Source organism: Blastopirellula marina DSM 3645, assembly GCF_000153105.1.
Lineage (GTDB): Bacteria > Planctomycetota > Planctomycetia > Pirellulales > Pirellulaceae > Blastopirellula > Blastopirellula marina.
In genome coordinates, this window is sequence record NZ_CH672376.1 from 2,675,005 (window position 1) to 2,700,000 (window position 24,996).

Annotated in this window: 21 protein-coding genes; 6 read left to right on the plus strand and 15 right to left on the minus strand. The window is 58.0% G+C overall.

Annotated elements, in window-relative coordinates:
- Positions 1-56: 56 nt before the first annotated feature.
- The 3 genes from DSM3645_RS12950 to DSM3645_RS12960 form a co-directional block, all read right to left on the minus strand.
- Positions 57-275, minus strand: a complete 219-nt coding sequence (locus DSM3645_RS12950; RefSeq protein ID WP_116344400.1) for a hypothetical protein — start codon at positions 273-275, stop codon at positions 57-59.
- A 176-nt stretch (positions 276-451) separates the two neighbouring features.
- Complete coding sequence (locus tag DSM3645_RS28250) at positions 452-1,177, minus strand: (5-formylfuran-3-yl)methyl phosphate synthase (protein ID WP_002652641.1); 726 nt, start codon at positions 1,175-1,177, stop codon at positions 452-454.
- Entirely contained in the window at positions 1,174-1,719 is a 546-nt protein-coding gene (locus DSM3645_RS12960; RefSeq protein ID WP_002652642.1) for a hypothetical protein, read from the minus strand. The genes DSM3645_RS28250 and DSM3645_RS12960 overlap by 4 nt, the downstream gene beginning before the upstream one ends.
- Positions 1,720-2,067: 348 nt before the next feature.
- Between DSM3645_RS12960 and DSM3645_RS12965 the strand changes: the two genes are divergently transcribed.
- Together DSM3645_RS12965 and DSM3645_RS12970 are read left to right on the plus strand one after the other, a co-directional pair.
- Positions 2,068-3,633, plus strand: coding sequence for a sodium:proton antiporter (locus DSM3645_RS12965; protein WP_002652644.1), 1,566 nt, complete (start codon positions 2,068-2,070; stop codon positions 3,631-3,633).
- A gap of 118 nt (positions 3,634-3,751) precedes the next feature.
- Positions 3,752-4,930 (plus strand): ribonuclease D, encoded by a 1,179-nt coding sequence (locus DSM3645_RS12970; protein ID WP_002652645.1) that lies wholly within the window; start codon positions 3,752-3,754, stop codon positions 4,928-4,930.
- An 83-nt stretch (positions 4,931-5,013) separates the two neighbouring features.
- On the opposite strand, the gene DSM3645_RS12975 is transcribed toward DSM3645_RS12970, so the two are convergent.
- Entirely contained in the window at positions 5,014-7,272 is a 2,259-nt protein-coding gene (locus DSM3645_RS12975; protein WP_002652646.1) for a DUF11 domain-containing protein, read from the minus strand.
- Between the two features lie 147 nt (positions 7,273-7,419).
- Between DSM3645_RS12975 and DSM3645_RS12980 the strand changes: the two genes are divergently transcribed.
- A complete protein-coding gene (locus tag DSM3645_RS12980) occupies positions 7,420-7,740 on the plus strand; it encodes a tetratricopeptide repeat protein (RefSeq protein WP_002652647.1) in 321 nt (106 codons plus the stop codon).
- A gap of 4 nt (positions 7,741-7,744) precedes the next feature.
- Positions 7,745-8,272: a gamma carbonic anhydrase family protein gene (locus DSM3645_RS12985; RefSeq protein ID WP_002652648.1), complete on the plus strand. Its 528-nt coding sequence runs from the start codon at positions 7,745-7,747 to the stop codon at positions 8,270-8,272.
- 91 nt (positions 8,273-8,363) lie between these two features.
- Here the strand turns inward: DSM3645_RS12985 and DSM3645_RS12990 are convergent, their stop codons facing one another.
- Together DSM3645_RS12990 and DSM3645_RS12995 are read right to left on the minus strand one after the other, a co-directional pair.
- Entirely contained in the window at positions 8,364-8,927 is a 564-nt protein-coding gene (locus DSM3645_RS12990; RefSeq protein WP_002652649.1) for a PSP1 C-terminal domain-containing protein, read from the minus strand.
- 132 nt (positions 8,928-9,059) lie between these two features.
- The gene (locus DSM3645_RS12995; RefSeq protein ID WP_002652650.1) at positions 9,060-9,899 is read right to left on the minus strand and encodes a hypothetical protein; all 840 of its coding nucleotides are present in this window, start codon (positions 9,897-9,899) and stop codon (positions 9,060-9,062) included.
- A 259-nt stretch (positions 9,900-10,158) separates the two neighbouring features.
- Between DSM3645_RS12995 and bioB the strand changes: the two genes are divergently transcribed.
- Positions 10,159-11,202 (plus strand): biotin synthase BioB, encoded by a 1,044-nt coding sequence (gene bioB / locus DSM3645_RS13000; RefSeq protein ID WP_002652651.1) that lies wholly within the window; start codon positions 10,159-10,161, stop codon positions 11,200-11,202.
- 517 nt (positions 11,203-11,719) lie between these two features.
- On the opposite strand, the gene DSM3645_RS13005 is transcribed toward bioB, so the two are convergent.
- The 3 genes from DSM3645_RS13005 to DSM3645_RS13020 all read right to left on the minus strand — a co-directional run bounded on the left by DSM3645_RS13005 (position 11,720) and on the right by DSM3645_RS13020 (position 16,139).
- On the minus strand, positions 11,720-13,237 hold the full coding sequence (locus DSM3645_RS13005) for a hypothetical protein (protein ID WP_202594935.1): 1,518 nt from the start codon (positions 13,235-13,237) through the stop codon (positions 11,720-11,722).
- Positions 13,238-13,658: 421 nt separating this feature from the next.
- Positions 13,659-14,096 carry a nucleoside deaminase gene (locus tag DSM3645_RS13015; protein ID WP_002652653.1) on the minus strand — a complete coding sequence of 146 codons (438 nt, stop codon included), beginning with the start codon at positions 14,094-14,096 and terminating at the stop codon, positions 13,659-13,661.
- Between the two features lie 348 nt (positions 14,097-14,444).
- Positions 14,445-16,139 carry a putative sensor domain DACNV-containing protein gene (locus DSM3645_RS13020; protein WP_040351820.1) on the minus strand — a complete coding sequence of 565 codons (1,695 nt, stop codon included), beginning with the start codon at positions 16,137-16,139 and terminating at the stop codon, positions 14,445-14,447.
- A 162-nt stretch (positions 16,140-16,301) separates the two neighbouring features.
- Here DSM3645_RS13020 and DSM3645_RS13025 point away from each other — a divergent pair, with 162 nt between their 5' ends.
- Positions 16,302-17,600 (plus strand): IS4-like element ISBlma1 family transposase, encoded by a 1,299-nt coding sequence (locus DSM3645_RS13025; RefSeq protein ID WP_002652236.1) that lies wholly within the window; start codon positions 16,302-16,304, stop codon positions 17,598-17,600.
- Between the two features lie 263 nt (positions 17,601-17,863).
- Here DSM3645_RS13025 and DSM3645_RS13030 read toward each other — a convergent pair whose 3' ends face one another.
- The 6 genes from DSM3645_RS13030 to DSM3645_RS13055 all read right to left on the minus strand — a co-directional run bounded on the left by DSM3645_RS13030 (position 17,864) and on the right by DSM3645_RS13055 (position 24,828).
- Positions 17,864-18,859, minus strand: coding sequence for a hypothetical protein (locus DSM3645_RS13030; protein WP_002652656.1), 996 nt, complete (start codon positions 18,857-18,859; stop codon positions 17,864-17,866).
- Positions 18,860-19,038: 179 nt separating this feature from the next.
- Positions 19,039-19,632, minus strand: a complete 594-nt coding sequence (gene leuD, locus DSM3645_RS13035; protein WP_002652657.1) for a 3-isopropylmalate dehydratase small subunit — start codon at positions 19,630-19,632, stop codon at positions 19,039-19,041.
- A gap of 54 nt (positions 19,633-19,686) precedes the next feature.
- Complete coding sequence (leuC, locus tag DSM3645_RS13040) at positions 19,687-21,099, minus strand: 3-isopropylmalate dehydratase large subunit (protein WP_002652658.1); 1,413 nt, start codon at positions 21,097-21,099, stop codon at positions 19,687-19,689.
- A gap of 335 nt (positions 21,100-21,434) precedes the next feature.
- A complete protein-coding gene (locus tag DSM3645_RS13045) occupies positions 21,435-23,519 on the minus strand; it encodes a hypothetical protein (protein ID WP_002652659.1) in 2,085 nt (694 codons plus the stop codon).
- A complete protein-coding gene (locus tag DSM3645_RS13050; protein ID WP_002652660.1) occupies positions 23,516-24,436 on the minus strand; it encodes an ABC transporter ATP-binding protein in 921 nt (306 codons plus the stop codon). The genes DSM3645_RS13045 and DSM3645_RS13050 overlap by 4 nt, the downstream gene beginning before the upstream one ends.
- Positions 24,433-24,828, minus strand: coding sequence for a GntR family transcriptional regulator (locus DSM3645_RS13055; RefSeq protein WP_002652661.1), 396 nt, complete (start codon positions 24,826-24,828; stop codon positions 24,433-24,435). The genes DSM3645_RS13050 and DSM3645_RS13055 overlap by 4 nt, the downstream gene beginning before the upstream one ends.
- Between the last annotated feature and the right edge of the window lie 168 nt (positions 24,829-24,996).

Consider the following 24,996-nt stretch of genomic DNA (forward strand, 5'->3'; position numbering starts at 1 on the left):
GCGACGCTGAAGGATGTTCCGGGATGATCCCGTTGGGCTAACGTCAGAACAAAACGTTAGAACGAAAAAAAACGGGTCGCTTCCGTATCGTCGAAGGTACGGCGATCGCTCGGATGCCACAAGGGGAGTCCCTTTTCTAAGCGAGCGGCCAGAATATCTAACTTCTCCGAAGTGCCAGGCAGTGCGTCCGTCGAATCGAACGAAGTCGATTTCGTGTCGGTGGGTTCGTAGTCCCATATGCCCATCTTGATCGCTTCAAGTACGGAGCTTGGCACGATAGAGTCTCCTTCGAATAGAAATTAACTGGACAGGGGTCGGCGCCTGCCGCGCGACGCATCAAAAACGACACGCTTACTCGCAAAAACGCCAACGATCCAGCGCGGCCCGCCTTGCCGCCGAATCGAAAGGAACAGTATCAAACGGCGAAAATGAAAAGTCAAGCAAAACGTAACTACGTCGCGCATGCCTGTGAAACGTTCGATTCGCCATCGAAGGAATTCATCGTCGCTTTCAGTTGACGAACAAGCTGTTGATCAATCGCGCTGGTGCGTCGACCATTGCAAACAGCCCCACGCACCGCTAATACGTCAGCTCCGGCGACGATCGCGGCGGCAAAATGCAGCTTGGTCAGGGAACCTCCGCAAGCGGCGATTGCGCCGATGGCGCGAATCTGCTGAGTTGCGGCGGCAAGCTGGTCGATCGACAAAAAATCGAAGAGCGTTCGGCCATCTTTCACAAAGGTATCGATCAAAATCGCGGAGGCCGAAATCCGCTTGCTCCATTGTACCACATCGGCGAGCGGCGGGCATCTCGCTCGTTCTTCATCGGCATAGTAAACCGCGACGCGAGAGCAAGAATCGGGGACTCGATCATAAGCGGTCGAAGCGATTGACATCCAATCGGTACAGTCGGATAGCTTCGCCAAACCATATTTCACCATGCTCGCCCCCCGAAAAGTATCGGGACCCCAGGCTCCAGCGCCGTCGCTGATTTCGCCCAAGGCGATGCTGACCGGCGCTCGCTGCTCGACCGTTTGCACAATCTCTCGCCAAACGTGCGGCTCCGCCGCGCCGAGCGAACCCCGGGTCGGCTCTTTGATGTCGATCCAATCGGCGCCGCCGGAAAGCGCCGCTTCCGCTTCGATCGCCGAACGCACCGAGACGAGTAGCTGGGTCATTTCTCGATTCCTGTCGTTGCCGGCGCTTTTTTGGCGTCGATGAGCCAACGATTGAGTTGCAGAACTTTGGCTTCGGCGATCGGTTCGCACCAAGTTCCATCCAAGACGATATAGCCGTCGCACCACCGCCCATACTCGGCAGGTACGTCACGTTGCTTCCACTCGCGCGCGCGTTCGGCCAAACGAACGACGACGGCGACCGATTCGCGCGGGGACGATCCGCTTGGTTCGTATTTAGCGACGCCGATAAAGAAGCATTCGACTGCTTCTAATGGGACGCGAAATATGCCGGCGCCGGGAAACCGCAGCACCAAGTAGGGATGGTCGTAGCGGATTCGCGGAGGTTGCCGCAAGCGCAGCGTCACCCCCGCCGCGACGATAGCCGCGGCAAGCAGTCCCAGCGCGAATCCCCCAGCGACTTGGGTGCGCAGCAGTGCGGATATCCCGCTACCAGCGAAGAAAATGGCGGAAAACAAGGCCGCGACCTGGGCCGGGCGATGATTGGCGGCAAGCCAAAGAGAAGGAGGAATGGGGCTATTCATGATGGCGGGAAAGTGGCGATGCGCCCGATTATCGCGACTTTGCATCGGCGCAAGAGCCTTATCATAGAGGGGATGCGACGATTCGCCAATAAATTAAGGCTTGTTAATGCCGCCTTGGCGGCAAATTGGCTCCGTGGTAGCTTGTTTGTCGTTGCTAGTGACCTACGTTTGCCTGCATTCGCGTCGATCAAATTTTCTCCAAATTGGTGGAAAATGGTCGTCGCTTCCCACCGCAAACCATGCAAGTCAATCGCTTTGGCATGCATGTCCGAACCCATCGGAAGTAGAGTCATGCCAAACGCATCCATCAATTCTGACCACAGCGAATCAGCTTTCTCTGGAACGGCTATGTCCCACGATCACCACGAGGGCGGTTCGGATCGGCCCGTACTGCTTGCGATCGGCGCTATCCTTATCGCGTTTACGTTGGCGACTTTGGCCGGTTGGACGCAACCGCAAGCGGCGCACGTCGCCGCCGAAGCGTCTCACGCCGAAGCGTCGCATGCCGAACATGCCGGCGCCGAAGAGCATCACGAAGCGGAGCATGCCGCAGGCGATCACGGCCATGCACACGCGCCGCCTCACATGGCGGCGGTTGCTCCGTTTATTTTGCTGTTGGGCGCGATCGCGGTTTTTCCGCTGGTCGGATATACGGCTCATTGGTGGGAAAAGCAACACAATCGCTTTTCTGGTCGCGATGATCCTGGCCGGCATTACGCTGGTCTACTACATGGTCCTCTATTCGGAAGCGGATTTAGCGCAGCGATTTCTCGCGTCGATCACGCGATCTTAAGAGAATACATCCCGTTCATTGTCCTCCTCTTCTCGCTCTACGTCATCTCGGGCGGGATTCGTATTGAGGGAGACATGCCGGCTCACCCCCTGACCAACGCCACCTTCTTGGGAGTTGGCGGCTTGTTGGCCAGCTTTATCGGCACGACCGGCGCCGCGATGTTGCTGATTCGCCCGCTGATCGAAACCAATAAAGAACGCAAATACGTCCAGCATACGGTCGTCTTCTTTATCTTCGTCGTCTGCAATTGCGGCGGCTGTTTGTTGCCGATCGGCGATCCTCCGTTGTTCCTTGGCTATCTGGAAGGCGTCGATTTCCTCTGGACGATGTGGGCGCTGTGGATGCCGTGGTTGATGGTCAACATTCTGTTGATCGCGATGTTCTATCTGATCGACAAATTCTACTATTACCCGAAAGAAAAGAAGTCGGACGTCGCTCGCGACGAAACCGAAGTCTCGCCGCTTCGCATTCGCGGCTTGCTGCCGAACGCATTGCTGCTGGTCGGGGTGATCTTTTCGGTCGCTTTGTTGGATCCGCAAAAGCCGTTCCCCGGAACCGATTGGCATCCGTTCGTCTACTTGCGAGAAGTGGTGCAGCTGGCCTTGGTCGGACTCAGCCTCTGGCTGGGCTCGAAGGCGGTTCGTTCCGATAACAAGTTCAACTACCATGCGATCGTCGAAGTCGCCGCGTTGTTCGTCGGCATCTTCATCTGCATGCAGCCGGCGCTGGAATTGCTCAACTTGCATGGTCCTAACCTGGGAATCGACACGCCGCAAAAGTTTTTCTGGATCACCGGCAGCTTGTCGGCGGTGTTAGATAACGCTCCGACGTACTTGGTCTTCTTCAAGACGGCCGACGCACAATACTCGGGCCAGCATCTGGTTGAAATGCTGCACACCGAGGGAGGCGCCGAAGCTTCTTTGAAATTGGTCGCCATCAGTTTAGGCGCCGTCTTCATGGGAGCGATGACCTATATCGGCAATGGTCCGAACTTTATGGTTCGTGCGATCGCCGAAGAATCGGGCGTCCGAATGCCCAGCTTTTTCGGTTATGTCCTGTTTTACAGCTTGCCGATCCTGCTGCCGGTAATGGTCGTGATGTCGTTAATCTTCCTGCGATAAGCGGGAAATGTTGGTTGGCGACGCGGCGGACGCTCTGTTTCGCCGCTAGTCGTCCGGCTCTCGACTTAGTACGCTGGAACAAAGTCCCGACTTTCGCTCCAGCGACATAGATGCAGCCGTGAACTACGAATACGTCGAATCTCAATCCCAACTCACTGAACTTTGCGACCGACTTCGCTCGGAGTCGCATATCTATTTTGACACCGAGTTCGTCTCGGAAGACGTCTATTTGCCCGACTTATGTCTGGTGCAGATCGCGGCCGGCGAGATATTGGCCATTGTCGATCCGAAACGGATTGACGACATGAACGTCTTCTGGGAGCTGATCGCCGGCGGCGATCATGTCTCCGTCGTTCATTCGGGACGCGAAGAGTTTTTGTTTTGCTATCGTGCGACCGGCAAAGCGCCGGCCAATCTGTTCGATACGCAAATTGCCGGCGGCCTGATTGGAATGGAGTACCCTGCTTCGTTCGGTAATCTGATCCTGCGATTGCTCGACGAAAAGCTTCCCAAAGGCGAAACTCGCACCGATTGGCGCGTTCGCCCCCTCAGCTCGCGACAGATCGAATATGCGCTCAATGACGTCGCCTACCTCGGCCCAGCCGCCCAAGAGTTAGAAAAAGAGCTGACCAAGTTAGATCGCACCAGTTGGCTGCAGGAAGAAATGACCTCCTGGCAGGAAGCGCTGATCGAATCGACGCAGCGCGCACGCTGGCGAAACGTATCGGGCACCGGCAGTCTCAGTCGTCGATCGTTGGCCATTGTCCGCGAACTCTGGAAGTGGCGCGACAAACGGGCTTCCGCCGCCAACATCCCGGCTCGTCGGATTCTGCGCGATGACTTGATCGCCGAGTTGGCGAAACGAAAATCGTCGAACCTGAAGCAAATTCGCGCGATTCGCGGCATGCAACGCAGCGATCTGAATCGCTACTTTGAAGAGATCGCCGACGCGATTCAAATCGCGCTCGAGCTGGACGAAAACGACTGCCCGTCATCGCAGCCCAGCTGGAACCAGGGAAAGCAGTACGGCGTACTCGGCCAATTTTTGGCGGCCGCGCTCGGCAGCATCTGCCGCGAGGCGAAAGTCGCCCCCAGCCTGGCTTGCACCGTACAAGATGTCCGGGACCTGATTGCGCATCATATGGATGGAGCGCCCGAAGCGCCGTCGCTCGCTCAAGGTTGGCGAGCCGAAGTGATCGGCAAGACGATCGAAGATCTGCTGGACGGCTCGCTGGTCGTTCGAGTCGGTGATCCGCGAGCGGTTGAACCGTTGGCGTTTGATCGCCGCAACGACTAAGCGCGGCCAAATGCCGGGCCTACGAAAAACAGCCTGTTGATTGCTCAACAGGCTGCGAAGCGGTGCTTGGTGGGTCGCTTGGATTAGCGAAAGCGGCTGTAAGGCGTTGGCGACAAGGGGGTCGGTTCGACCGGCCGATGCGCTTCCATGAGCGGCGTCTTTAGCGGAGTTGACTGCTGCTGTTGCGTCGATTTTGACAACACGCCTTCTCCATAGAAGCGAGTCGTCTCTTCGCTTGCTAGTTTCGTGACCGGCTCGCGACAGCGAACCTCCGCTCGGAAACTATGGCTGCCGGCGGTCAACGCTTTGGCCGACACCTTCAGGACCAGGTTCTTCTCTGGGCCCAGCGATTGGATCGGGCTGAAGATCACCTGACCGGCGTCAATGGTCGCCTGGCCGCCGGAGACCTGCGTCGGTTCGATTCCTTGCGAGAACTGAACCGTCACTTCGATCCCTTCAGCCGCTTTGGTGCCGCGGTTATCCAGGCGAAATTCGTAGGTTACTTCTTCGCCTACCGGCGCCGGGCCCTTAGGATCGTTGACGTACAGTTTCAGATCGGCGACCGATTCGACCATCGTCGTGATGTTTTGCGAAGCCAGCAAACCGTCGGACGATCGGCAATTGGCGATGATCGAGTTGTTGCCTCCGACCATCAACGTGCAGTCGAGCTTTAGCGGGCGAACCGCTTGGGCTTCGAGCGCGCCAATCGTCCAAACCACTTTGTTGCCCACAGCGTCATACTTGCCGCCGTCCGAGCATGATTCAAACTTGGCGCCGGTCGGCAACGTCGCTTCGGCGGTCACGCCGCTCGCTTGTGCGTTGCCGTTGTTCGTGATGTTGAACAGGTAGCTGGCCGAGGTCGCCGCATATTTGACCGGAGGTCCGCTGGCGACCATCTGCAGGTTGGCGCGACGCACGATCACCGCTTCGGACGCTTCTGACCGGAGCCCGCCATCGGCGAACGCTTCGGCCGAGATGTTCAGTTTTCCCGCTTGGCGAGCGGCGAATTCGACTTCGATCACTTTCTTGCCGCCCGGCGGAATGTCGCCGATCTGGTCGAACGTGGTCGGGTCTTGTCCCGCTTTGAGCGGCATCAGCGTGATGCCGACGTTCTCGGCGACGCCGCTGCCGGGATTGGTGATTACGATGCTGTAGATTTGCGTTTCGCCAAACAGCACTTCGCTGGGGCCTTGAATCGCCATGTTCAGTTTCGGTTCGAGCACGTTGACCACGGTCGAGGCGCTGGCCGCCGAGAAGGCGACGTCGACTCCCAGGTCAAAGCCGCGAATGCTGCGCGTCGCCAGCTCCAATTGCAGCGACCCTTCGGACCCGGCCGGTAAGACCGGAATCTGCCAGACGATAAAGTTGGAAGCGCCCCCCATTGTGTTCGCTTGGGCGGTGCCCATGCCGGCGCGTTGGTTGACCAGTTCGACGCCGTGGGGCGTTTGAATCTTGATGGTTAGCTCGCGAGCGTCGACTTTGCCCAGGTTTTTGGCGACTACCTCAAACAAGCCAGGTTTGCCGACCACCATCGACTTCGGACCGACCGTCTGCACCGCCACCGTCGGCGATGCGACCGTCAGCAAAGCGCCGTCGGTTGGGCTACGCGTCGCGGCTGGTTGATCCGAGTTACCACGGCTAAAACGCATCGGGTTCTCGCTGGCGTCGGCCGGCGCTGAATTGGGCAGAGCCGGTTGAGCAGTCTCGGCGGGGTCAGCGTTCCAGCGCGAAATCGGCGCCGGAGCGGCAGGCGCGAAGCGGCTTTCACTGGAAGGCGCCGTCGCAGCAGGGGCTTCCGGTTTGGCGGTCTGACTCGCGGCCGGGTTAAAGCGTCGTGATGATGGTTGCGGTGCGGCAGCGGCCGGCGGGGGCGACGATTCGAGCGGCTTGGCGGCTGGGTTTCCGCCTTCTTCCATCGCCGATAGAGCGGCTCGCAATGCCGGCGGCAGTCCCGCGGCGCTCGATGCTCCACCGGGAGCAGATGCTTCACGGCGTCGGCTCGACGGCTTTTCGTCCTCTTCCGCGGCGGTCAATTGCGTGGTCGGCGCCGGTAGATCGGTAACCGATCGTTCGATCGGTCGACGAATCGGCAGCGCGCCTTGGGGCTGGAACTTTTGTAGTGGAATCAGCTCTTCTTCCGCTCCGGCCAAGCGAATCGCTCCGTGCGAATGCCCATCATCGAGCGCGATCGCATGGACGGCGCCTGGCAGATGGCCCGCGATTCGACCGGGCTCAGCGGCGTTGCTATCATTCGCAGCGGCTTCGTCGCTGCTAAGATAGTAGGCGCTGACGGCCACGAGGACGCTAAGGCTAACCGAGATAACGATGGCTTTTCGGAACATAGCTGAAACCCAACTGGGGGATGGAAATCGGTGGTCTCAGACGTTGGTATCGGTCGTAACGCGCCGAACGGTTTAATGTATTTTGTCGATAGCGGAAAATAGCGAGACTTTGACGGATGTAGCGTCCGTCGGGAGAAAGTAAGAAATATGTCGAGACGCGAACAGATCGAAGCGTTGCTAGCAGATGAGCCGAACGATTCGTTCCTGCTGTACGGCCTGGCGATGGAATATCGCAAAGAAGGCGCCCATGCCGAGGCGCTTGCTCGCTTTGAGCAGTTAATCCAGCAGACTCCTCCCTATGTGCCGGCCTACTTTATGGCAGGGCAAATGCTCGCCGAAGCGGGACGCGCCAATGAGTCGCGAACTTGGCTGCGCGATGGAATTGAGGAAGCCCAGCGGCAAGGGAACTCGCATGCCGCCGGCGAAATGTCGGAACTGTTGATGACGCTCGGTCAGATGGGAGAGTAGCCTGATGACCAAGCGGCTGCAGCTTGAGTTCCACGACCATTTGATCGCGGCGACGGCTTGGATTGCTCCCACCGCGACCGTGTTGGGAGACGTCACGTTGGGGCACGAATCGATCGTGCTCTTCTCAGCCGTCGTGCGCGGCGATACCGAGCAGATCCGCATCGGCGCCGCGTGCAATGTGCAAGATGGCGCCGTCCTGCACGCCGATCCCGGCTCTCCTTGCTTGTTAGGGGATCGCGTCTCGGTCGGCCATCGCGCGATCGTACATGGCGCGGTCGTCGAGGATGACGTCTTGATCGGCATGGGGGCGATTGTCCTCAACGGGGCGAAGATCGGCGCCGGCTCGTTAGTCGCTGCTGGAGCGCTGATCACCGAAAACTGCGTGATCCCGCCGCGCAGCGTCGTGATGGGCGTCCCCGGCAAAGTGGTTCGCCATACGACCGACGAAGACCTAGCCCGCATCCATCATGCGTCCGAGCATTATCGCTTGGCTTCGCAGGAATATTTAGAAGCGTATGAGGGAATTGGTTAGGAAAAGCGGAAAGCCGAATTAAGCAGGAGCTTGGCCAGAACCTCCGTGCTTTCCTTAGATATTAGGATTTAGTCACTCGACATTCCAAAAACTATCCCTTGGTCTTCTTGACGCCGCAGCCGCCCACCAGCGAGCAAGTCGAGCAACTGCTGCCGCAGCCGGGGCCTTCATCGGTTCCACAGCCGGGGCCGCAGCCTTCGTCCAATAGCTTGGCGAACTCGCGAATCCGCACTTTGGCGTCGTACGTTTCGGCCAGACCTTCCGTCAGCCTTTCGATCTCTGGCGATACTTCTCCCAGAAAATAGAAGAAGAGCGATTGTCCGTCGAAAAGTTGCTCGACGTCGATCAGCGTTGCGTCCAGGTTGCGTTGGGCAAGTTGCGCCGTACAGGCCGACATCGCTTCTTGCTTGTTTTTCTCGAGTCGCGCCAGCAACATTTCGTCTTGCTGCGTCATGCCGCGAAGGATCGAACCGTCGGTGTCTTGCCCCTTTTCGGTGGCCGGGCTGAGGATTTCGCCGACTTCCAGGCCGCGCGAAGTACGGCAAACGACCCGCATGCCGCGGCGATAAGCGACCGCATCGACCGATACGAAGCGGCCAATCTGGCCAACAGCGCCGACGCGGACTAGGTGAGTGCGGTGGATCGTCGAGATCATGAAAAGCCTTGCGGTTGGGGGTATCTATCCCCAATTTTGCCTTGTTTCGCGCGGTTCGCCAAGCGGCGCCCCGCTTGGCGAACGGTGTCGGCCTGGCTCGGCTGGGTCACGTGAGCGTCATTTCAGGGGCCCTCACAGCGCGCCATGCTGCTGAAGCAACTGCTGAAAGCTTGACCAAAATTGGGTTCCGCTCTCATACTGCTGCGGAGACATCTGGTATTGATACTCCTCCAGATAGTCGAGTTGCTGCTGCGTCGCGTCGACATACGAGTAATCGCCGCGAGCGAGCGGATTGACCCAGTCAACGTCGCCAGGCTCGCGTTGCCGAACAAAGGAGCCTTGGTCGTCGACGATCAGATTCGCGAACAGCACCGGCAGTTTCATCTGCAATTCGTAATGCATCTTCTCTTGAGGAGAAAGATCGGCGGTCGCCGCCTCCCAAGCGTCGGCAGCACTTTTGGGAGTACGGCTATCAGGAAAGCGAATGCCGAGCCCTTTGCCGCTTTGCGTCAAGCCATCGAAGTTGAGATCGACCTGCGCCGGCGGCGGAATCAACAGATTCAGGGCGCCCTCTTCGTTCAGACTATCGACTCGGATCGGATCGGCCAGCCGCTGCACATGCTGAATCGTTTGCAATTCGTCCTTAGAAAGCCCCTGCAAAAAGCTTTGCGGATCGGAGTAGCCTCCTTCGTTGAGCGAGCGGACCAGGATATCGCCGTAGTCTTGCTTCAACTGGGCCGGATCATAGTCGGCGGCGTAACTGGCCGCTTTGGCCGGGCCAAACCAGTTGGTCCAGCTGCTGCGAACGTCCTCTTCCAGCGTTTGATCCGAGGAATACTCCTCCGCCGATTCGTAGCCGGAATGGCCTGCTTGCTGCAAGATCTCGGTAAAGAGACTTTGCAGTTGATCGTCGGGCGAAAGCGGTTTCGCGGCGACCGCCGCGTTGGCGCTAGCTGAAGCGTCAATTTGCATTGTTGGTTTTCCCCCACAAAAAACGCGGCCATCTTTCCCCCACGTTGGGGATTACTCTGATTTTCGGCAAGAGAATGGGGGAGACTTCAGCATCTCGCGAAAAAGAGAGGGCTCGCGCCATAAACGCGCAGGCGCCGCCGAAATCTAGTGAGACCAGGAGAAATAGCGAGAGAGGGCTCCGCCGACCTACCCTCTTCAGCCGCTTCGATTTACAATACGGGGCAATTCTGCAACACACTTTGGGCAACGAGATTGATCGATGGCGATTGTTGAAGAGACGACCCTGACGGCTGAGAACCGCTGGATGAAGCTGGCCCACGACGTTTTGGCGGGCGCACGCTTGAGCGAAGAAGATGGCTTGGCGATCTTGCGCAGCAGCGACGACGAGCTGCTCGATCTGTTGTCCGCCGCATTCGCGATCCGCAAACGTCACTTTGGCAAAACGGTTCAGCTGTATCAGTTGATGAACGCCAAAAGCGGGCTCTGCCCTGAAGATTGCGGCTACTGCTCGCAGTCGAAGGTCTCGGACGCCGAGATCCCCAAATACAACTTCCTCAGCCGCGACAAGCTGATGCAAGGCGCCGAGATCGCCGCCGAGCGCGGCGTAAAGACCTACTGCATCGTGATCTCGGCCCGCGGTCCCAACGAACGCGAAATGAACGCGGTCGAAACGATCGTGCCTGAGATCAAGCAAAAGTACGACTTGAAGATCTGCGCCTGTCTGGGATTGTTGTCGCAAGATCAGGCCGAGCGGCTGAAAGCTTGCGGCGTGGATCGCGTCAATCATAACGTCAACACCAGTAAAGATTACTACGAGAAGATCTGCTCGACCCACACCTACGAAGACCGGATCGAAACCCTCTCGGCCGTCCGCAACGCCGGCATCGAACTCTGCAGCGGCGGTATCGTCGGCATGGGCGAAACCGATCTCGACGTCGTCCGCATGGCGAACGAACTGCGTGACTTGAACGTCGAATCGATCCCCGTCAACTTCTTGAATCCGATCGAAGGAACTCCGCTGCACGAGCAAGGTCGCGACCTGACGCCGCGCCGCTGCTTGAAGATCTTGGCGATGTACCGCTTCGCCAATCCAACCAGCGAACTGCGCATCGCCGGTGGTCGCGAGATCCACCTGCGCAGTTTGCAGCCGCTCGGTTTGTACGCCGCCAACTCGATCTTTCTTGGCGATTATTTGACCACCTCCGGTCAACAAGCCGAAGACGACTACCGCATGCTGGAAGATCTCGGCTTTGAGGTCACCAAATGCGACGAAGCCGTCGTCGGACAGCAACCTGCATCGTAGGGCCGCTCTGCGTGGGGTGCGTCAAGACGCACATGCCCCTGCTTATGCATGGGGGAAACATTCCCAGCGTGGTTTCAAGCAATGGCGTTTCCACGCTTCTCGGTTGGTTGCCGATTTGGCAGGTTCGCGGTGCGTCTTGACGCACCCTACCCAGACTTCGCTACTTTCGCGAAGTAGGAAGTAGGACTGGACCGGACCGCTTCGTTTTTTTCGAGCCGAAAGGTTGGACCGGACCGCTTCGTTTTTTTCGAGTCGGAAGGTTGGACCGGACCGTCTCGCTTTTTCGAGGACGATGATGGGCGATGGTTGGAAAGTTGGATGGTGACAGCACGAAGTACAGCGGCGCATAGAATCTCCATTCCCGTCAACGTTTTGGGCTGACGAGTGATCGCGATTCGAGGGTTGATTCTCCACCGGTAATCGACCCGAATTCCGTGCGCTTTGTCAATCAACAATTTTAGGCGCCGAGCTCACCGGAACGCGACGCACGCATTGGCGGCGCTGACATGGTTCGCAGTTACAACTGTTTCAGCATCTCGGCCGCGGTCGTTTCAAATTTCTCTTGCCACTCGGGCGCCAATAGGCAATCGCTGTCTTCCTGGGCCCCGCCGCGGTTTTGCATCTGTTCTACCGTAGGGCAATAGTAAATGTAGCCGTTGGTGTACCCGGCGACGTAGGTCAGGTCGTGGGGAGAGTTGCCTTTGATGTTCATGCCGACCGGGCTGGTCAATTCGCCGGGAAACGTTAGCAGCACAAAGTCGCCGATCCGCAGCGCCGTCACTTCCACATCGATCGTCCGTTTGCCAGAGTCGACCATGTTCGTCTGATGCTTGCGCAAGAGAGCCCGGTTGGCTTGCAACCGAGTCAGCTTTTCCATCGTAAAGACATTTTGCAGGTAGGCTTGCACCGCTTTCCGGTTCTGAGCGTCCAGCGACCTCAGATCGCTCCGCTCTTGCACTTCGTCGTAAAGATAACGATGCGAGTAATAGGATGGAAATTCAGGCGACAGTTTGTGTTTCAGCATCAACGACATAAACGTCTTGAAGTTCAACGTGGTCCCCTGCAGGTTACCCAGCAAACGCCGTTCTTCGGCGTCCAACTCTGCGATCTTGTCGGCCAGGTCGCTGCGCGGCAGCGTCAACGTTTGATTCAACATCGCCAGGCGATTGTCGGGTTTGCATTCGATTTGGCGAACGGCTTTCAGAGTGCTGAGCCCTAACAAATTGCCGAGCGGTTCTGCGCTGCGAGGATGATCGACATCTTTGTAATAGGCAGGGTTAATATCGCCCGCACAGCCTTGCAGGAAAAGCGCCAGCGTCCCTTCGCTGAGGTTATCTTCGATCACCTGCGAAGCGTATCCGATGATGTCGGCGGTGTTGGCTCCGTTAGGAACGCCTTGGATCGGGTGACAAGCGAAATTGTAGATGACGGCCAAGGTCTCGCCGTTTTCGCGATCCAAACGGAGCACGCCGATCTCGGGATCGGTCGCGCCCACGCCGGCGACTTCTTCATCCGGCGGCAGCGAATAGGCGTGTCGAACGTCGATCTCCTGACCGTTTTTCAGCTTCAAGCGGCGATTCTCCATGATGCGATTCTCGCTGCCGCTGCCGGCGCCGATCCGCACCGGCGTCATATGGCTAATGGCCTCCTTCACCGCTCGAACGGTGTGATCGGTAATGTCGGGAAGGATCACGCCGTGACAGTGACTCGCGTTCACCAAGACGTGGGACGGCGGAATGCCGAGTTCCGATTCGAGACGCTTCCGCATCGTCGGCAAATAGTCGTTCTTGATGCGTCCGATTTCCCCGATCGCGACGGCGTCGACCGAGATCAACACCGTCGTCAGCGAGTCATCTTTGATCGCTACCACTTTGACGTAGAGCGGATCGTTGACGGGACCGGCGCTGTAGTCCGTGATGTCAATCTTGGCCGCGCCGGCCGAGAGCGTCGAAGCGTCAGCGGCGGAAACGCTGTTCGGCATTGTGAGCGAGAACAGCACGAGACAGAACGAGAAACGCAGGAGTCTTGCCAGCATGGGTCTATCTCCAGTCAGCAAAAGCTTGTTCAGGCGGGAGGTGATTACCAATGGCGAAGGAGGGCAAGCGTCGCCAGGAGTGATTGCACGAGAGATCAGTAGTGAGAGTATCCCAGGTTGCGAGCCGATGTCAAATTTTGGGGGCGAGGTCCTCTTCGTAGCCCGCAGCGGGACCAAGCGACGAAACGCCAGCCAGAGGCGCGAGCCGATGGAATGTGGTTGGCCGCTTCAATCCGAGTTGGAATCGCGAGCCGCATGCCATCGGCTCGCGCCTCTGGCTAGTGTTCTGTCATACGACAAGTTTCGGGCGCCAAAGCCGAAACTTGTCGTGTGACAGAACAGTGGTGGGGGTTCGTTTTGGAAATCGCAACTTCAAAGCTCGCGCTGCGGGCTACGAAGTAAAATTGCTGCACCGTGCGAGTTAAACCCCAATGTCCTCGTTCCACAGTTCCGGTCGCTGCGCGATGAACTCGCGCATCAGTTCGATACATTCGGCGCTGTCGACGATTTCCAGTTGTACGCCGCGACTGCGGACGTATTCTTCGGGACCTTGGAAGGTTTGGTTTTCGCCGATGACGATTTTCGGAATCTTGTACAACAGCGCTGTGCCGCTGCACATGTCGCAGGGAGAGAGGGTCGAATAGAGAACGGCCCGTTGGTAGTCTTTGGCGGTCAGCCGGCCGGCCGCTTCTAGGCAATCCATCTCGGCGTGCAGGATCGCGCTTCCCTTTTGCACGCGGCGGTTATGTCCTTGGCCGCGGACCTGGCCATCGACCACCAAGACCGAACCGATCGGGATGCCTCCTTCGGCAAGACCTTTACGGGCTTCTTCGATTGCGAGCTTAAGAAATTCGTCCACGGCGTTTCTTTCGAAGTTGGAAGTTAGGAGGCAAGTCAGGCACTAGAGCGCTCGCGCTTTTTGAGGTTGCGCTATTTCCCTGGTTGGCCGCGATAGCGCCGCTTTCGGGGCGGCGCAGCCGTAGGAGGCATTGGTCCCCATAAGCAGTTCAGGGTCTTTTCGCCATTTCAAACGATGTAGCGACCACCGAAGTAAGCCCAATCGCGGCTCGACGCCTCCTACCGACTACGTCGGCCCCGATAGCGGAGCTATCCGGGCCACCCGGAATCCGTTCGGCCAAATAACGCAATCTCAAAACTGGCGCTGCGGGCTAGTGTTACGTCAAACGAAAATTTTGGCGGCTTGCTCTTATACCGCTTCTTCTAGCCACTTTCCATCACTGATGTTATCAATCGTCACCGGTCGCCAAGCGATGGTTTTATCGCGCCAGCGCATCAGCGTGGTGATCGTTTCGTCTTCCGAAATAACGAAGACGATGCCATTTTCTAAGCGGCTGGCGAGCCACGCGGCCGATTGGTGGCGCGTGCCGAAGCTGGTCAGGTCAAACCGTTCGATCCGGCTGGCGGCGACGTCGCGGGCTCGATAGATCTCGGCCACTTTGCCGACGTTGCGAATCATCACGCCGAAGCCGAGGACGCTGAGGTCGGTACCCAACAACAGCGCGCCATCGGGACTCGCGAGACTGCCGATCGCGTATTCGGCGTCGCGGACGGCTCGTTCCGACGACTGCAGCATCTCTTTCCAGACGTTGAAACCTTGCGTGTTGCCGCTGCGACGATTGCGGGCCGCCATCTCATCGGCCGCGGCCCAGTGTGCGGCCAAGCGTGAGAGGAAACGCCCGTTGGAGAGCTTTTGGATCTTGCTTTTGAAAACCTCGGCGGGTGAGATGGCCCGATGGACGCCGCTGTCGATGGCGAAATCGACATGAGGAGGATTCAGCGGATTGGGTTGTTGATGAAGAGCCGCTTTGACGCGCGACCAGCGACGGCTATTTTGTTCGCTGCTGCGATAGATCGAGATCGAGTCGCTCAGCGCGATGTCGTACTTCGAATCGAAGATGTCGTTATCGCTTTGGTTTAGCCGCGCATACTCGGCGATATCGGCGATGACCACGATCCCGCCGTGCCCAATGTCCACTGCGCGGCGAACGAGCCGCTGGATGATCGGCAAGATGGAGAGCCGGCAAGGCGCGGCGCCCAACTTTTTGCTGTCAAGAAATCGCCGTACCGGACCGTCATCGCGAAAGATGGGCAAGTAGTCGGTGACGACGGCGCCTGACTTGTATTCGCCGACTCGATAGTCGAGGACCTCGGCAATCAGATGGCCCGGCGCACGCGAACGCAATAAGACGGGATGCGGGCCGACGGCCGACCACTGCGACGCTTCGCCCATCATCGAGTTGTGGAGCGAACGTCCGCGAGCGACCATGCCCCAGATTTCGAAATGACCGTTGTTCTCTTGCGCCAGGATCGAAGTTTGACCCGGATCGATCGCCGGGCCGAGTTTGATGAGGTTGGCCGGCGTGAGCGGCAGCGGACGCTTGAGCCGAAAGAAGCTGACGGTTTGCTCCATGTCCGATTGCTCAAACACAGTGCGTGGGATGAGCTCGATGCGGAGCGTGTACGAGATCTGCTCTTCTTTTTCCAAGCTGGCGAAGTAGAGCGAACTGACCGAATGAGATACAAGTTCGCGCGAAGGCGCCGTGGGAAGTTTGCGTGATTGCTCGAAGACTAGGTTGGCGAACGTGTCGGGGTAGATTAGCGGAGGACCCGCCGCGACTTCGACCAACTGCGGTTCGGGGAGATCGACGCCAGAGACCCAGGCCGGATTGGTCTCGAGCGCGTATTTCTGATGCTCTTCTAGATCGTGCCGCTTCATTCGATCCATGTCAGGCACAATCTTATTGTCGGTGCGGATGTAGTCGATGCCGGTCAGCGGCTCGAATCCCATTTGCACTTGGAAGCATTCCAAGTGGTCGCGAATGTCCCCGGAATCGTGCGAGAACATGACGACGCGTCCTTCTTTCGTCAATCCAGCGAACATGAACCTCCTTTGTCGCCGTTTGAATGGATGGTTGCGTATTTGGAAGCTGCGCTTTTTCGAACCAATTAAACACTAGCCAGAGGCGCAAGCCCAGAAGCGTCCGGGATTTTCTTCGCAATTTCTTCACTTGCGCCAGCGACTTCAGTTTGTCATGATTTCGACATGCAGCCGAAATCGCGACAGCGCCGAACGAAACGGGAGTTGGCCGAATTGCCACTGTGGCCTGATCAGGTCATGGGGGGGAAGTTCGTGCGCTTATTGCAGAAGCAGCTTAGTGAGTTGCGGCGCCGTGACGATTCTCATGGCAATCGCGAGTTGTTTCTCGATGACGTCTTCGTCACTTACCTGCTCGCCTTTTTTAACCCAACGATTCGCACGCTGCGAACGATCGAAGATTTTAGTCAAACGCAGCAAGTCCAGCGGCATCTCTCGATTCAAAAAATCTGCCGCACTACGCTTTCCGACTTCCATCGACTCGTCGATCCTCAGCGGCTCGAGCCGATCCTGCAGGCGCTGCGCGAGCAGTTGAGCCGCAAAGAGGCCGGGCTCGGCCGCGCTGCGAACGACTTATCCGAATTGCTCAAGCGGACCGTCGCCGTCGATGGAACGTTTTTAGAAGCGGCGGCCGAGGTCGCGTGGGCCGTGCGCGGTTCAAATCAACATGGACGAGAAAATTCGTATATCCGACTCGATTTTCAAGTCGGCGTTACGAGTTGGGCGCCAGAGATGATTGTCGTCGCCGAACCGGGGCACAGCGAGTCGGCGTCGGCCGCGGCTAACGTGCAAGATGGTCGGCTTTATCTGTACGATCGCGGCTTCAGCGGCTTCGACGTCATCAACGCGCATTATCATCTGCAAAACGAATCTTGGACTCCCCGCGCGCAGTTCGTTATCCGTTACAAACCGGCTGGCGGCAATGCGCCGCACCTGGCTGACGCCGACGAAAATCCGCTAAGCGAAAAAGATCTCGCAGCAGGCGTCGTCAGTGATCGGCGCGGCCGTTTTCGCTCGTCGAAAGCAGCGCGACATATCGTTCTCGATGTGCCGTTGCGCGAGGTGATTATCGAGTATCAAGAGCAGGACGAAACGAAAACCGTGCGTCTGATTACGAACTTGCTCGACGTGTCGGCCGAAGTCATCGCCCAGCTCTATCAACAGCGCTGGCAGATCGAACTCTTCTTCCGCTGGTTGAAATGCTTCGCCAATTTCAATCACTTGATCAGTCATCACCGCTCGGGCGTGCTGCTCAGCTTCTACGTCGCGGTGATCGCGGCGCTGCTGACCTATCTGCACTTGGGACATCGTCCGAGCAAGTATATGTTCGTGATGCTGGAGCAAGTCGCCTGCGGCGCAGCGACGTGGGAAGAAATCGCGCCGATCCTACGCGAGCGCGAACGACAGCGTGACGTGGAACGAGCATCGGCCGCGAAGCGCCGCGCAAAAAAGAAAGCCGAGTCGTAATAAGCTGGCGTCTAACCCCGACGGCAAGCCGCGCCGCCGCCTGCGCGGATGTTGAACCGGCGCCGACCGCAAGATCAGCACACCAGCCTCTCATCCCAACACATGACGCACGCCAGGCGGCCGAAACGATGAAAAACCTGAAATCCCGGACGCTTCTGGGCGCAAGCCGATGGAATACGGTCGGCGATCCTAACTCCGCTTGAAGTGGCCAGTCGCATTCCATCGGCTTGCGCCTCTGGCTAGTGTGGCGTTTTTCCGCTTGTTTACAATCCTGCTTTGATCTTCAGCACTCGGCCCCCCTGCTCTCCTTCACCAAACTCGGTGATGTAGAGAGTTCCGTCTTTGGCGAAGTCGAGCGCCGTCGGTTTCATGAGGCTGACAATCTTGGTCGCTTTGGCGGCTTGCTTGCCGTCGACGCGCACGGCGTCGATGCGAAACAGACCTCCCTGCGACGGATCGTGCCAGCTAAAGTCGACCGCGTAAAGGCGACCCGTCTTGGGGCTGTAGGCCAGGCCGACAATGTCGCTCAGTCCGGTGGGGAGCGACATCAGCAGCTTCTTGGCTTTCACGTCATAAAAGGTGAGCAAGCTATCGCCGGGAGTCGCAATTTCTCCCATCTGACCGACAACCGCTTCCTGCCGCGGGCTGATCGTAATCGCGGCCGGAGCGTCGACCTTGGTCGCTTCTTTGGTGGCGATGTAGCGCGTGAGCGGCTTGAACTTGGCCTTCTCTTTCTCGGCGGCGGCGAGCCAACCTTTGTCGTCATCGCCGTTGGCGGTGGTGACGATCCAGTCGACGTTATCAAGCCTAACGACTGCGACGCCGTAAAAATTGCCTTCCGCTTTGATATCGCCTTCGGCCGGTAATGGACCGAGCTTTTGCACCGGCTTATCGGCGGTCGACTTTTGGCCGAACTCGTAGATCGCGACAAAGTCTTCTCCGTCCGGTTTGCCCCCACCGCTGACGACGATGTGATTTTGATCCAGGAAGGTCAGTCCGAGCGGGCCGATGTCGTAGGTCGGATCCATGCCGTACTTATCGAGCGCGAAGCCGGTCACCACGTCGACCGCTTTACCATCTTCGATCCGAATGATGCGGCCGGCGGCGCTCTCGGCGATGTAGACGTCGCCGCTTTCGGCGTTAACGGCGACGCCGGTCGGATTGGCCAGTTCGCCGATCACGACTTCGGTTTCGACGTCGGCCCAGACAAAGGTCGCGGCGGAAAAGAGGCAAGCCAGCGGCAGCAGATATTTACGCATCGATGTCAGTCCAACGAAGGTTTGAAATCAGTTTGTTCGCTTCTCTCTAATTATGATCCGGCGGCGCGACTTGCCGCAACCGCAGCGTGATTCGTTGAGAACGCGAGAAATCGACTTGGCGCATAAAAAAGGGACGCCGCCGGCGTCCCAGGATCGTACGATTTCGCTAGCAGCGCTGTTTACAGGCCGTTCGCTTGTTCGAAGGCGGTAATCTTGTCTTCGTTTTGCAACGTCAACGCGATATCGTCCAAACCGTTCAGCATCTTATGCTTGCGGGCCTCGTCAATTTCAAAGTTGAACAAGATGCCGTCGTTATCGGCGACGGTTTGCGCGTCCAGATTGATTGTCAGCTCAAAGCCGGGGCCCACGGTTTTCGCTTTTTGGAAGATCTCTTCGATTTGCTCTTCGCTAAGACGCACCGGCAGCAGGCCATTTTTAAAGCTGTTGCTGTAAAAAATATCGGCGAAGCTGGGCGCCAAAACCGCGCGAAAGCCGTAATCGTCGAGCGACCAAACGGCATGTTCGCGGCTGGAGCCGCTGCCGAAGTTGCGACGCGCGACCAGGATCGACGCCGAAGCCAGGCCCGGCTGATTCAGCTCGAAGTCGCGATTGGGCGAGCCGTCGTCGTTGAAGCGCCAGTCGAAAAACAGGAACTGGCCAAAGCCGGTTCGTTCGATCCGTTTCAGAAATTGCTTCGGAATGATCTGATCGGTATCGACATTGGCCCGGTCCATCGTCGCGACGACGCCGGTGTGGGTGGTGAATTCTTTCATATGATTTTATTCAGCTCGCAAAGGCGGTGATTGGGTTGGGCGCAGTCGATCGGGCTATTGATAGGTCCAATCGCGGATGTCGACAAAGTGACCGGTGACGCCGGCCGCGGCGGCCATGGCCGGAGAGACCAGATGCGTGCGGCCTCCCTTCCCTTGTCGACCTTCAAAGTTACGGTTGCTGGTCGAAGCGCAACGTTCGCCGGGGGCGAGTTTGTCGGGGTTCATCGCCAGGCACATGCTGCAACCGGCTTCGCGCCATTCAAAACCGGCTTCGCGAAAGACGGCGTCGAGCCCTTCGGCTTCGGCCTGATCTTTCACTTGACCGCTGCCGGGAACGACCATCGCCGAAACGCCGGACGCGACTTTGTGACCTTTGACCACCTTGGCGGCGGCTCGCAAATCTTCGATCCGAGCATTGGTGCAAGAGCCGATAAAGACGCGGTCGATTTTGACCTCGGTCAGCGGCTGTCCGGCGGTCAGACCCATGTAATCGAGCGCCGCTTGCGTCGACTTCTGCTCGGTCGCGTCGCCGTAATCGCTTGGGGACGGAACCTTGGAGATCACCGGAGCGACCTGACCCGGGTTGGTTCCCCACGTGATCTGCGGAGCGATATCTTTGGCGTCGAAGATCAGCACTTCGTCATACTTGGCGCCTTCGTCCGAGGGAAGTTGCTTCCACTTTTCGACCGCCGCGTCAAAATCTTTGGGAGCGAACTCACGACCTTTGACATACGCGAACGTCGTTTCGTCCGGTGCGATCATCCCGGCGCGGGCGCCGGCTTCGATCGACATGTTGCAGACGGTCATCCGTTCTTCCATCGACAACGCGCGAATCGCTTCGCCGGTATATTCCAACACGTAGCCGGTGCCGCCGGCGGTCGTCAGCTTGCCGATCAAGTACAAAATCAAGTCTTTGGCGGTGACGCCGGGAGCCAGCGTGCCGTTGACGCGCAGTTCCATCGTCTTCGGCTTCGCTTGCAGCAGCGTCTGCGTCGCCATGACGTGTTCGACTTCGCTGGTCCCAATGCCGAACGCCAGCGCGCCAAAGGCGCCATGCGTCGCGGTGTGGCTGTCGCCGCAGACAATGGTCATACCGGGCTGCGTCATTCCCAGCTCAGGGCCGATCACATGGACGATCCCCTGCTTGCTGTCGTTCAGATCGTAGAGACGAACGCCAAACTCGACGCAGTTGTTGCGGAGCGTATCGATCTGTTGCTTCGAGATCGGATCGGCGATCGGCAGCGAGCGATCGGTCGTCGGAATGTTATGGTCAGGCGTCGCGATATGGCGTTCAGGGCGGCGCAATTTGCGGCCCGCGATCCGTAGCCCTTCAAAGGCCTGAGCGCTGGTCACTTCGTGGACCAGTTGCAGGTCGATATAAAGAATCGCCTGTTGACCCTCTTCTTGCAGAACAAGGTGGTTATCCCAGATCTTCTGGAACATGTTTCGGGGCGACGATCCGCTCATACAGTTACTCCGATAGTCTCGCCTAACTGGGCGCCAGCGCCGCAGACTTGGTGGTCGGCGGCAATCCATAGGGTGGTTCGTATTGCCAGAGTCAGCCCCTCCCGGTGAGGAAAAGAGGCTGTCAGCAAACTATTTAAGATAGCCGAGATTTCGCCGATTGGCGAGTCGCCGAGCCGCTTGTGACTAGAGGTTTTTGCGGGGAGGGAGGTTCGCCAGGCACGGGAAACCGCCCCCTTTTTGGCGGGGGGGGGCGGTCTGGTTGGCGATCATCGTGACCTGGCCGGTAAGCGTCGGGAGCCGCGGAGTTCTGTCCGGCGGTAATCCGGAGGCGCTGGCTACAGCCCCCACTCGCGGTTTACGGCGTGAGCGTAGGTCGCTCGGATGATTCCCGCCGCGACCATCAGGAGCACAAGGGAGACGACCGACAAGACCGGGATTTGGAGAGCCATCGGAATGATTTGCAAGGCAAGCATGGAGGTCAGACCAATACCGAGCACGAGCGAGACGGCGAACATCGTCAAAAAATATCCCAAGAGTACCCACAAGCGTTGGATCGCAAAGATCGAAGTGCTGGTCGCATAGCCCCACGCGAGTGCGACTACCAGCAACAAGGCGATCGCCGTGGCCGTGAAGTCATTTCCTGCTTTTTCTGGATAGGCAAGCAAGTAGCCGACTCCCAGCAGCATGGGAATGATCGCCCATGCCTGATCGAGCGCCAACGCGACAAACAATTGCCGCGTGAGATCTTTTTTGCCTGCGGGTCGTAATGACTCCACTTGGAGGGTGCGGCAGCGGCGATACCACACGGTGACCGGCAGCAGCAATGTGATCATGCTGAATTGAAAGAGAAAGCCGATCAACAACGGCCATTGCGTTTGACGCGCGGGCATGACGCTCGACATTCCAATCCCCACCACCAGAAAGGTCGCCCCCATCAACGGGAATGCGAATAGCGGGCGATAAGCGTTGCCAGACTTCCACAGCTGCGCCTGACGCCACACCGAACTACCGGCGAGTTTGGGAAAACGTCGGCCGCGACTCCAGAGCGATTGCCACCAATGCTGGGAACCGTAAGCGACTCGCCGTTGTTGCTGAGGATCCCAGGGAGAGAATCCAGGGTGCATGGATGATTGTTCGTAGACCTGATGCGCAATTCGCGGCAATTGTCGAAAGCTCGCCGTCAACAAAACGACTTCCCCTGCGAGTAGACCGACCGCCCACCACCAGGTTGCTCCTCGAAAGAACCAGTTCGTTTCGCCTGCCATGATGGGAGACGCGAAAGAGCCGAACCAAGGCAGCCAAATCAATGTCCCGGCAAGAAGCCCCAGAGGAACGCAAGCCATACGAATCGACGGCGAGCGGGCCTGAGATCCCGTGTAGATCGTCATGATTAACGACGGCATCACCAACGCAATCGCCAAAGCAGGCAACAGCGAAAATTGCGCATTCCACAGCAGGAGCGCTACCGCAAAACTTCCCCCCAGCAACACGAGTAATGCGGCCTGTCGATGACGCCGGTGGTAACCGGGAATAATTACGCTCTGTTGCGTCGTGAAGTGTGCCCAGGTTTGTAGCGTGACGATTACCGAGAGGGCCGCAGTCAAGAGAACGGAGAGCTGCAATGCATAGTGCAGCGCGTACGAGAAGGAAGCGGCATACAGCGTCACGCCGGGAAGCGCCGGCGTGGTGCGATGCGGCGGGCCGGGCCAATCCATAAAGATGGCCTGCAGGTGCGGATGATTTTGCAGCGGCGCCAACTGCGCGGGGTCCCAAGCCAGCGGTAATGTCGCCACGGCGTCTTTGGGCGCTTTGTAATCTACGACGCGATGCGTAAGCACCAAGTATTTCAGATTCGGGATTTGCGCGATCACCGACATCGCTTCGCGGGACAGTCCCGAACGGTCGATCCGCAGAACCTCAAGTTGCTCAAGCTGCGAAACCTCTTGCGGATAATCGACCAATAGCCGCGCGGGGATCTCTAGCAATCGCAGTTTGGGACCAAGCGCAGACCAGGCGCCCTCCGGTAGGTTGGGGGATTGAATCTCCAGATTTTGCAACGGCTGCAGCGCTGCAAGCTGCGCGATCCGCTCCGCGGTTAAGTGGGGACTGATGAGTTTTATGGTGGTTGCATGCGTGAAGGGAGCTAGATCTGCCGGAGGAGCGCCTAGAGGATCATTGACGAACAAGCGGTCAAACTCGCTGGGCTGGCGACCGGCCAGATTCGCCTTCCAATCGGCCGAGGTAATCGCAGCGCTATTTCCCATCAAAGGAACATCGGGAGCGATCGAGTTTCCGCCGGTATTCGCATAGAGTCCGACAACAAACATGCCTACCGCCAACATCGCGGCGACCGCGCCCATCAACAGCAGAATCGGCCGACGAGCATAGGTGAGAAACACCTGGTAAAGTTGGGCGTTCATGACGATACCTTCTCTGGCGAAGAGGCCTGGTCTTGACGGCTGCCGGTCCACTCGAGAAAGATTTCTTCCAGATTGAGATCCTCGACCTGGACGTCGGCTCGCCACTTTTCGGCGATCGACTCGCGGAGCTCTTCATCCATCTGGGCTACCGAAACCAGCGCATGCGCCCCGTGCAGCTCGCACCGGATCGCGCCAGGAATTTGAAAGTCAAGCGGCAGCGCTTGCTGAGCGTGGACCCGCAGTCGTTTGCAACCTTCTTTCAGCGTGTCGAGCGGACCGAACCAAGCCAGCTTTCCGTCGCGTAGAATGGCCACATGCGAGGCAATTCGCTCTAAGTCAGAAGTGATATGCGTCGAAAAAAGAATCGTGTTTTGTTCGGCCTCGGTAAACTGCACCAGCGACTGTAGAAACTGCCGCCGCGCAAACGGATCGAGACTGGCCACCGGTTCGTCGAGCATCAACAACTCGGGCTGATGACCCAGGGCCAGGATGACGGCCAGTTTCTGTCGCTGTCCGACCGATAAAGCGCCCACAAGTTTATCACTTGGCAATTGCCATTCGTCCCGCAGACGCTCGACTTGGGCGGGGCGCCAACTTTCGTAGAACGCACCGGTGTAGTCGCACATTCCCTGAACGGTCATCCAGGGGAGCAGCTCGAAATCTTGCGAGACGTAGCCGATCCGCGCCTTGGCCGACGCACTCAAATTCCAAGAGTCTTCTCCCAACAAGCGACACGCGCCGCTTGTCGCTTTCAAGAGTCCTAGCAGGCACTTGATGAGCGTTGTTTTTCCGGCGGCGTTGGTGCCGATCAGGCCGACAACTTGTCCCGGCTCGATCGAGAGATCGATTCCCCGTAAGACTTCTTCGTCGCCAAAACGCCTCGTCAGCAGCTCGGTTTGCAATGCAGGAACGCTCACGATGGAATCTCCCGAAGGATTTTGCGAACTAGTTCTAGAATTTGATCATCGGTTAGGCCCAGTTGCCGACTGCGAACGATGGCGGCGCGCATCGTCGGACGAAGTTCTTCAAGCCTCTGCGACTTGCTTCCGGAGGGGGATCGCCGTCGAACCATCATCCCTTTACCGCGGACTCTTTCGACCACGTTGTCATTCTCTAGTCGGGCGTACGCTTTGGAGATGGTCATGGGGTTCACTCCCAAAGCGGTCGCCATATCGCGCACGCTCGGCAGCATTTCTCCTTCGCTCAGACGTGCGCCCACAATCATCGCTTCGACCTGATCGATGATCTGCCGGTAGATTGGCACGCCGGATGAAGGGTGAACGGTGAATTGCGTGGGGTCGATCGTCATGCCTGAGCCTGTTGTGTATTGCTATAGTAATACACGCGGCGGGCGGACGATGTCAAGGAGATTTGTTGATTAATAAAGACCCAGAGAATGCGTCCGGCAGACTTGCGCTGGCAAGCTGCGGACGCGAATGGATGCACGAGCCCCAGTAAAAATTTTGTCCCGCGCGGA

Coding starts and splice junctions, on each gene's coding strand:
- DSM3645_RS28250 (WP_002652641.1), bottom strand. CDS start 1,177: ATGACCCAGCTACTCGTCTCGGTGCGTTCGGCGATCGAAGCGGAAGCG.
- DSM3645_RS12960 (WP_002652642.1), bottom strand. CDS start 1,719: ATGAATAGCCCCATTCCTCCTTCTCTTTGGCTTGCCGCCAATCATCGC.
- DSM3645_RS12965 (WP_002652644.1), top strand. CDS start 2,068: ATGTCCCACGATCACCACGAGGGCGGTTCGGATCGGCCCGTACTGCTT.
- DSM3645_RS12975 (WP_002652646.1), bottom strand. CDS start 7,272: ATGTTCCGAAAAGCCATCGTTATCTCGGTTAGCCTTAGCGTCCTCGTG.
- DSM3645_RS12980 (WP_002652647.1), top strand. CDS start 7,420: ATGTCGAGACGCGAACAGATCGAAGCGTTGCTAGCAGATGAGCCGAAC.
- DSM3645_RS12985 (WP_002652648.1), top strand. CDS start 7,745: ATGACCAAGCGGCTGCAGCTTGAGTTCCACGACCATTTGATCGCGGCG.
- DSM3645_RS12990 (WP_002652649.1), bottom strand. CDS start 8,927: ATGATCTCGACGATCCACCGCACTCACCTAGTCCGCGTCGGCGCTGTT.
- DSM3645_RS12995 (WP_002652650.1), bottom strand. CDS start 9,899: ATGCAAATTGACGCTTCAGCTAGCGCCAACGCGGCGGTCGCCGCGAAA.
- bioB (WP_002652651.1), top strand. CDS start 10,159: ATGGCGATTGTTGAAGAGACGACCCTGACGGCTGAGAACCGCTGGATG.
- DSM3645_RS13005 (WP_202594935.1), bottom strand. CDS start 13,237: ATGCTGGCAAGACTCCTGCGTTTCTCGTTCTGTCTCGTGCTGTTCTCG.
- DSM3645_RS13020 (WP_040351820.1), bottom strand. CDS start 16,139: ATGTTCGCTGGATTGACGAAAGAAGGACGCGTCGTCATGTTCTCGCAC.
- DSM3645_RS13025 (WP_002652236.1), top strand. CDS start 16,302: ATGCAGCCGAAATCGCGACAGCGCCGAACGAAACGGGAGTTGGCCGAA.
- DSM3645_RS13030 (WP_002652656.1), bottom strand. CDS start 18,859: ATGCGTAAATATCTGCTGCCGCTGGCTTGCCTCTTTTCCGCCGCGACC.
- leuD (WP_002652657.1), bottom strand. CDS start 19,632: ATGAAAGAATTCACCACCCACACCGGCGTCGTCGCGACGATGGACCGG.
- leuC (WP_002652658.1), bottom strand. CDS start 21,099: ATGAGCGGATCGTCGCCCCGAAACATGTTCCAGAAGATCTGGGATAAC.
- DSM3645_RS13045 (WP_002652659.1), bottom strand. CDS start 23,519: ATGAACGCCCAACTTTACCAGGTGTTTCTCACCTATGCTCGTCGGCCG.
- DSM3645_RS13055 (WP_002652661.1), bottom strand. CDS start 24,828: ATGACGATCGACCCCACGCAATTCACCGTTCACCCTTCATCCGGCGTG.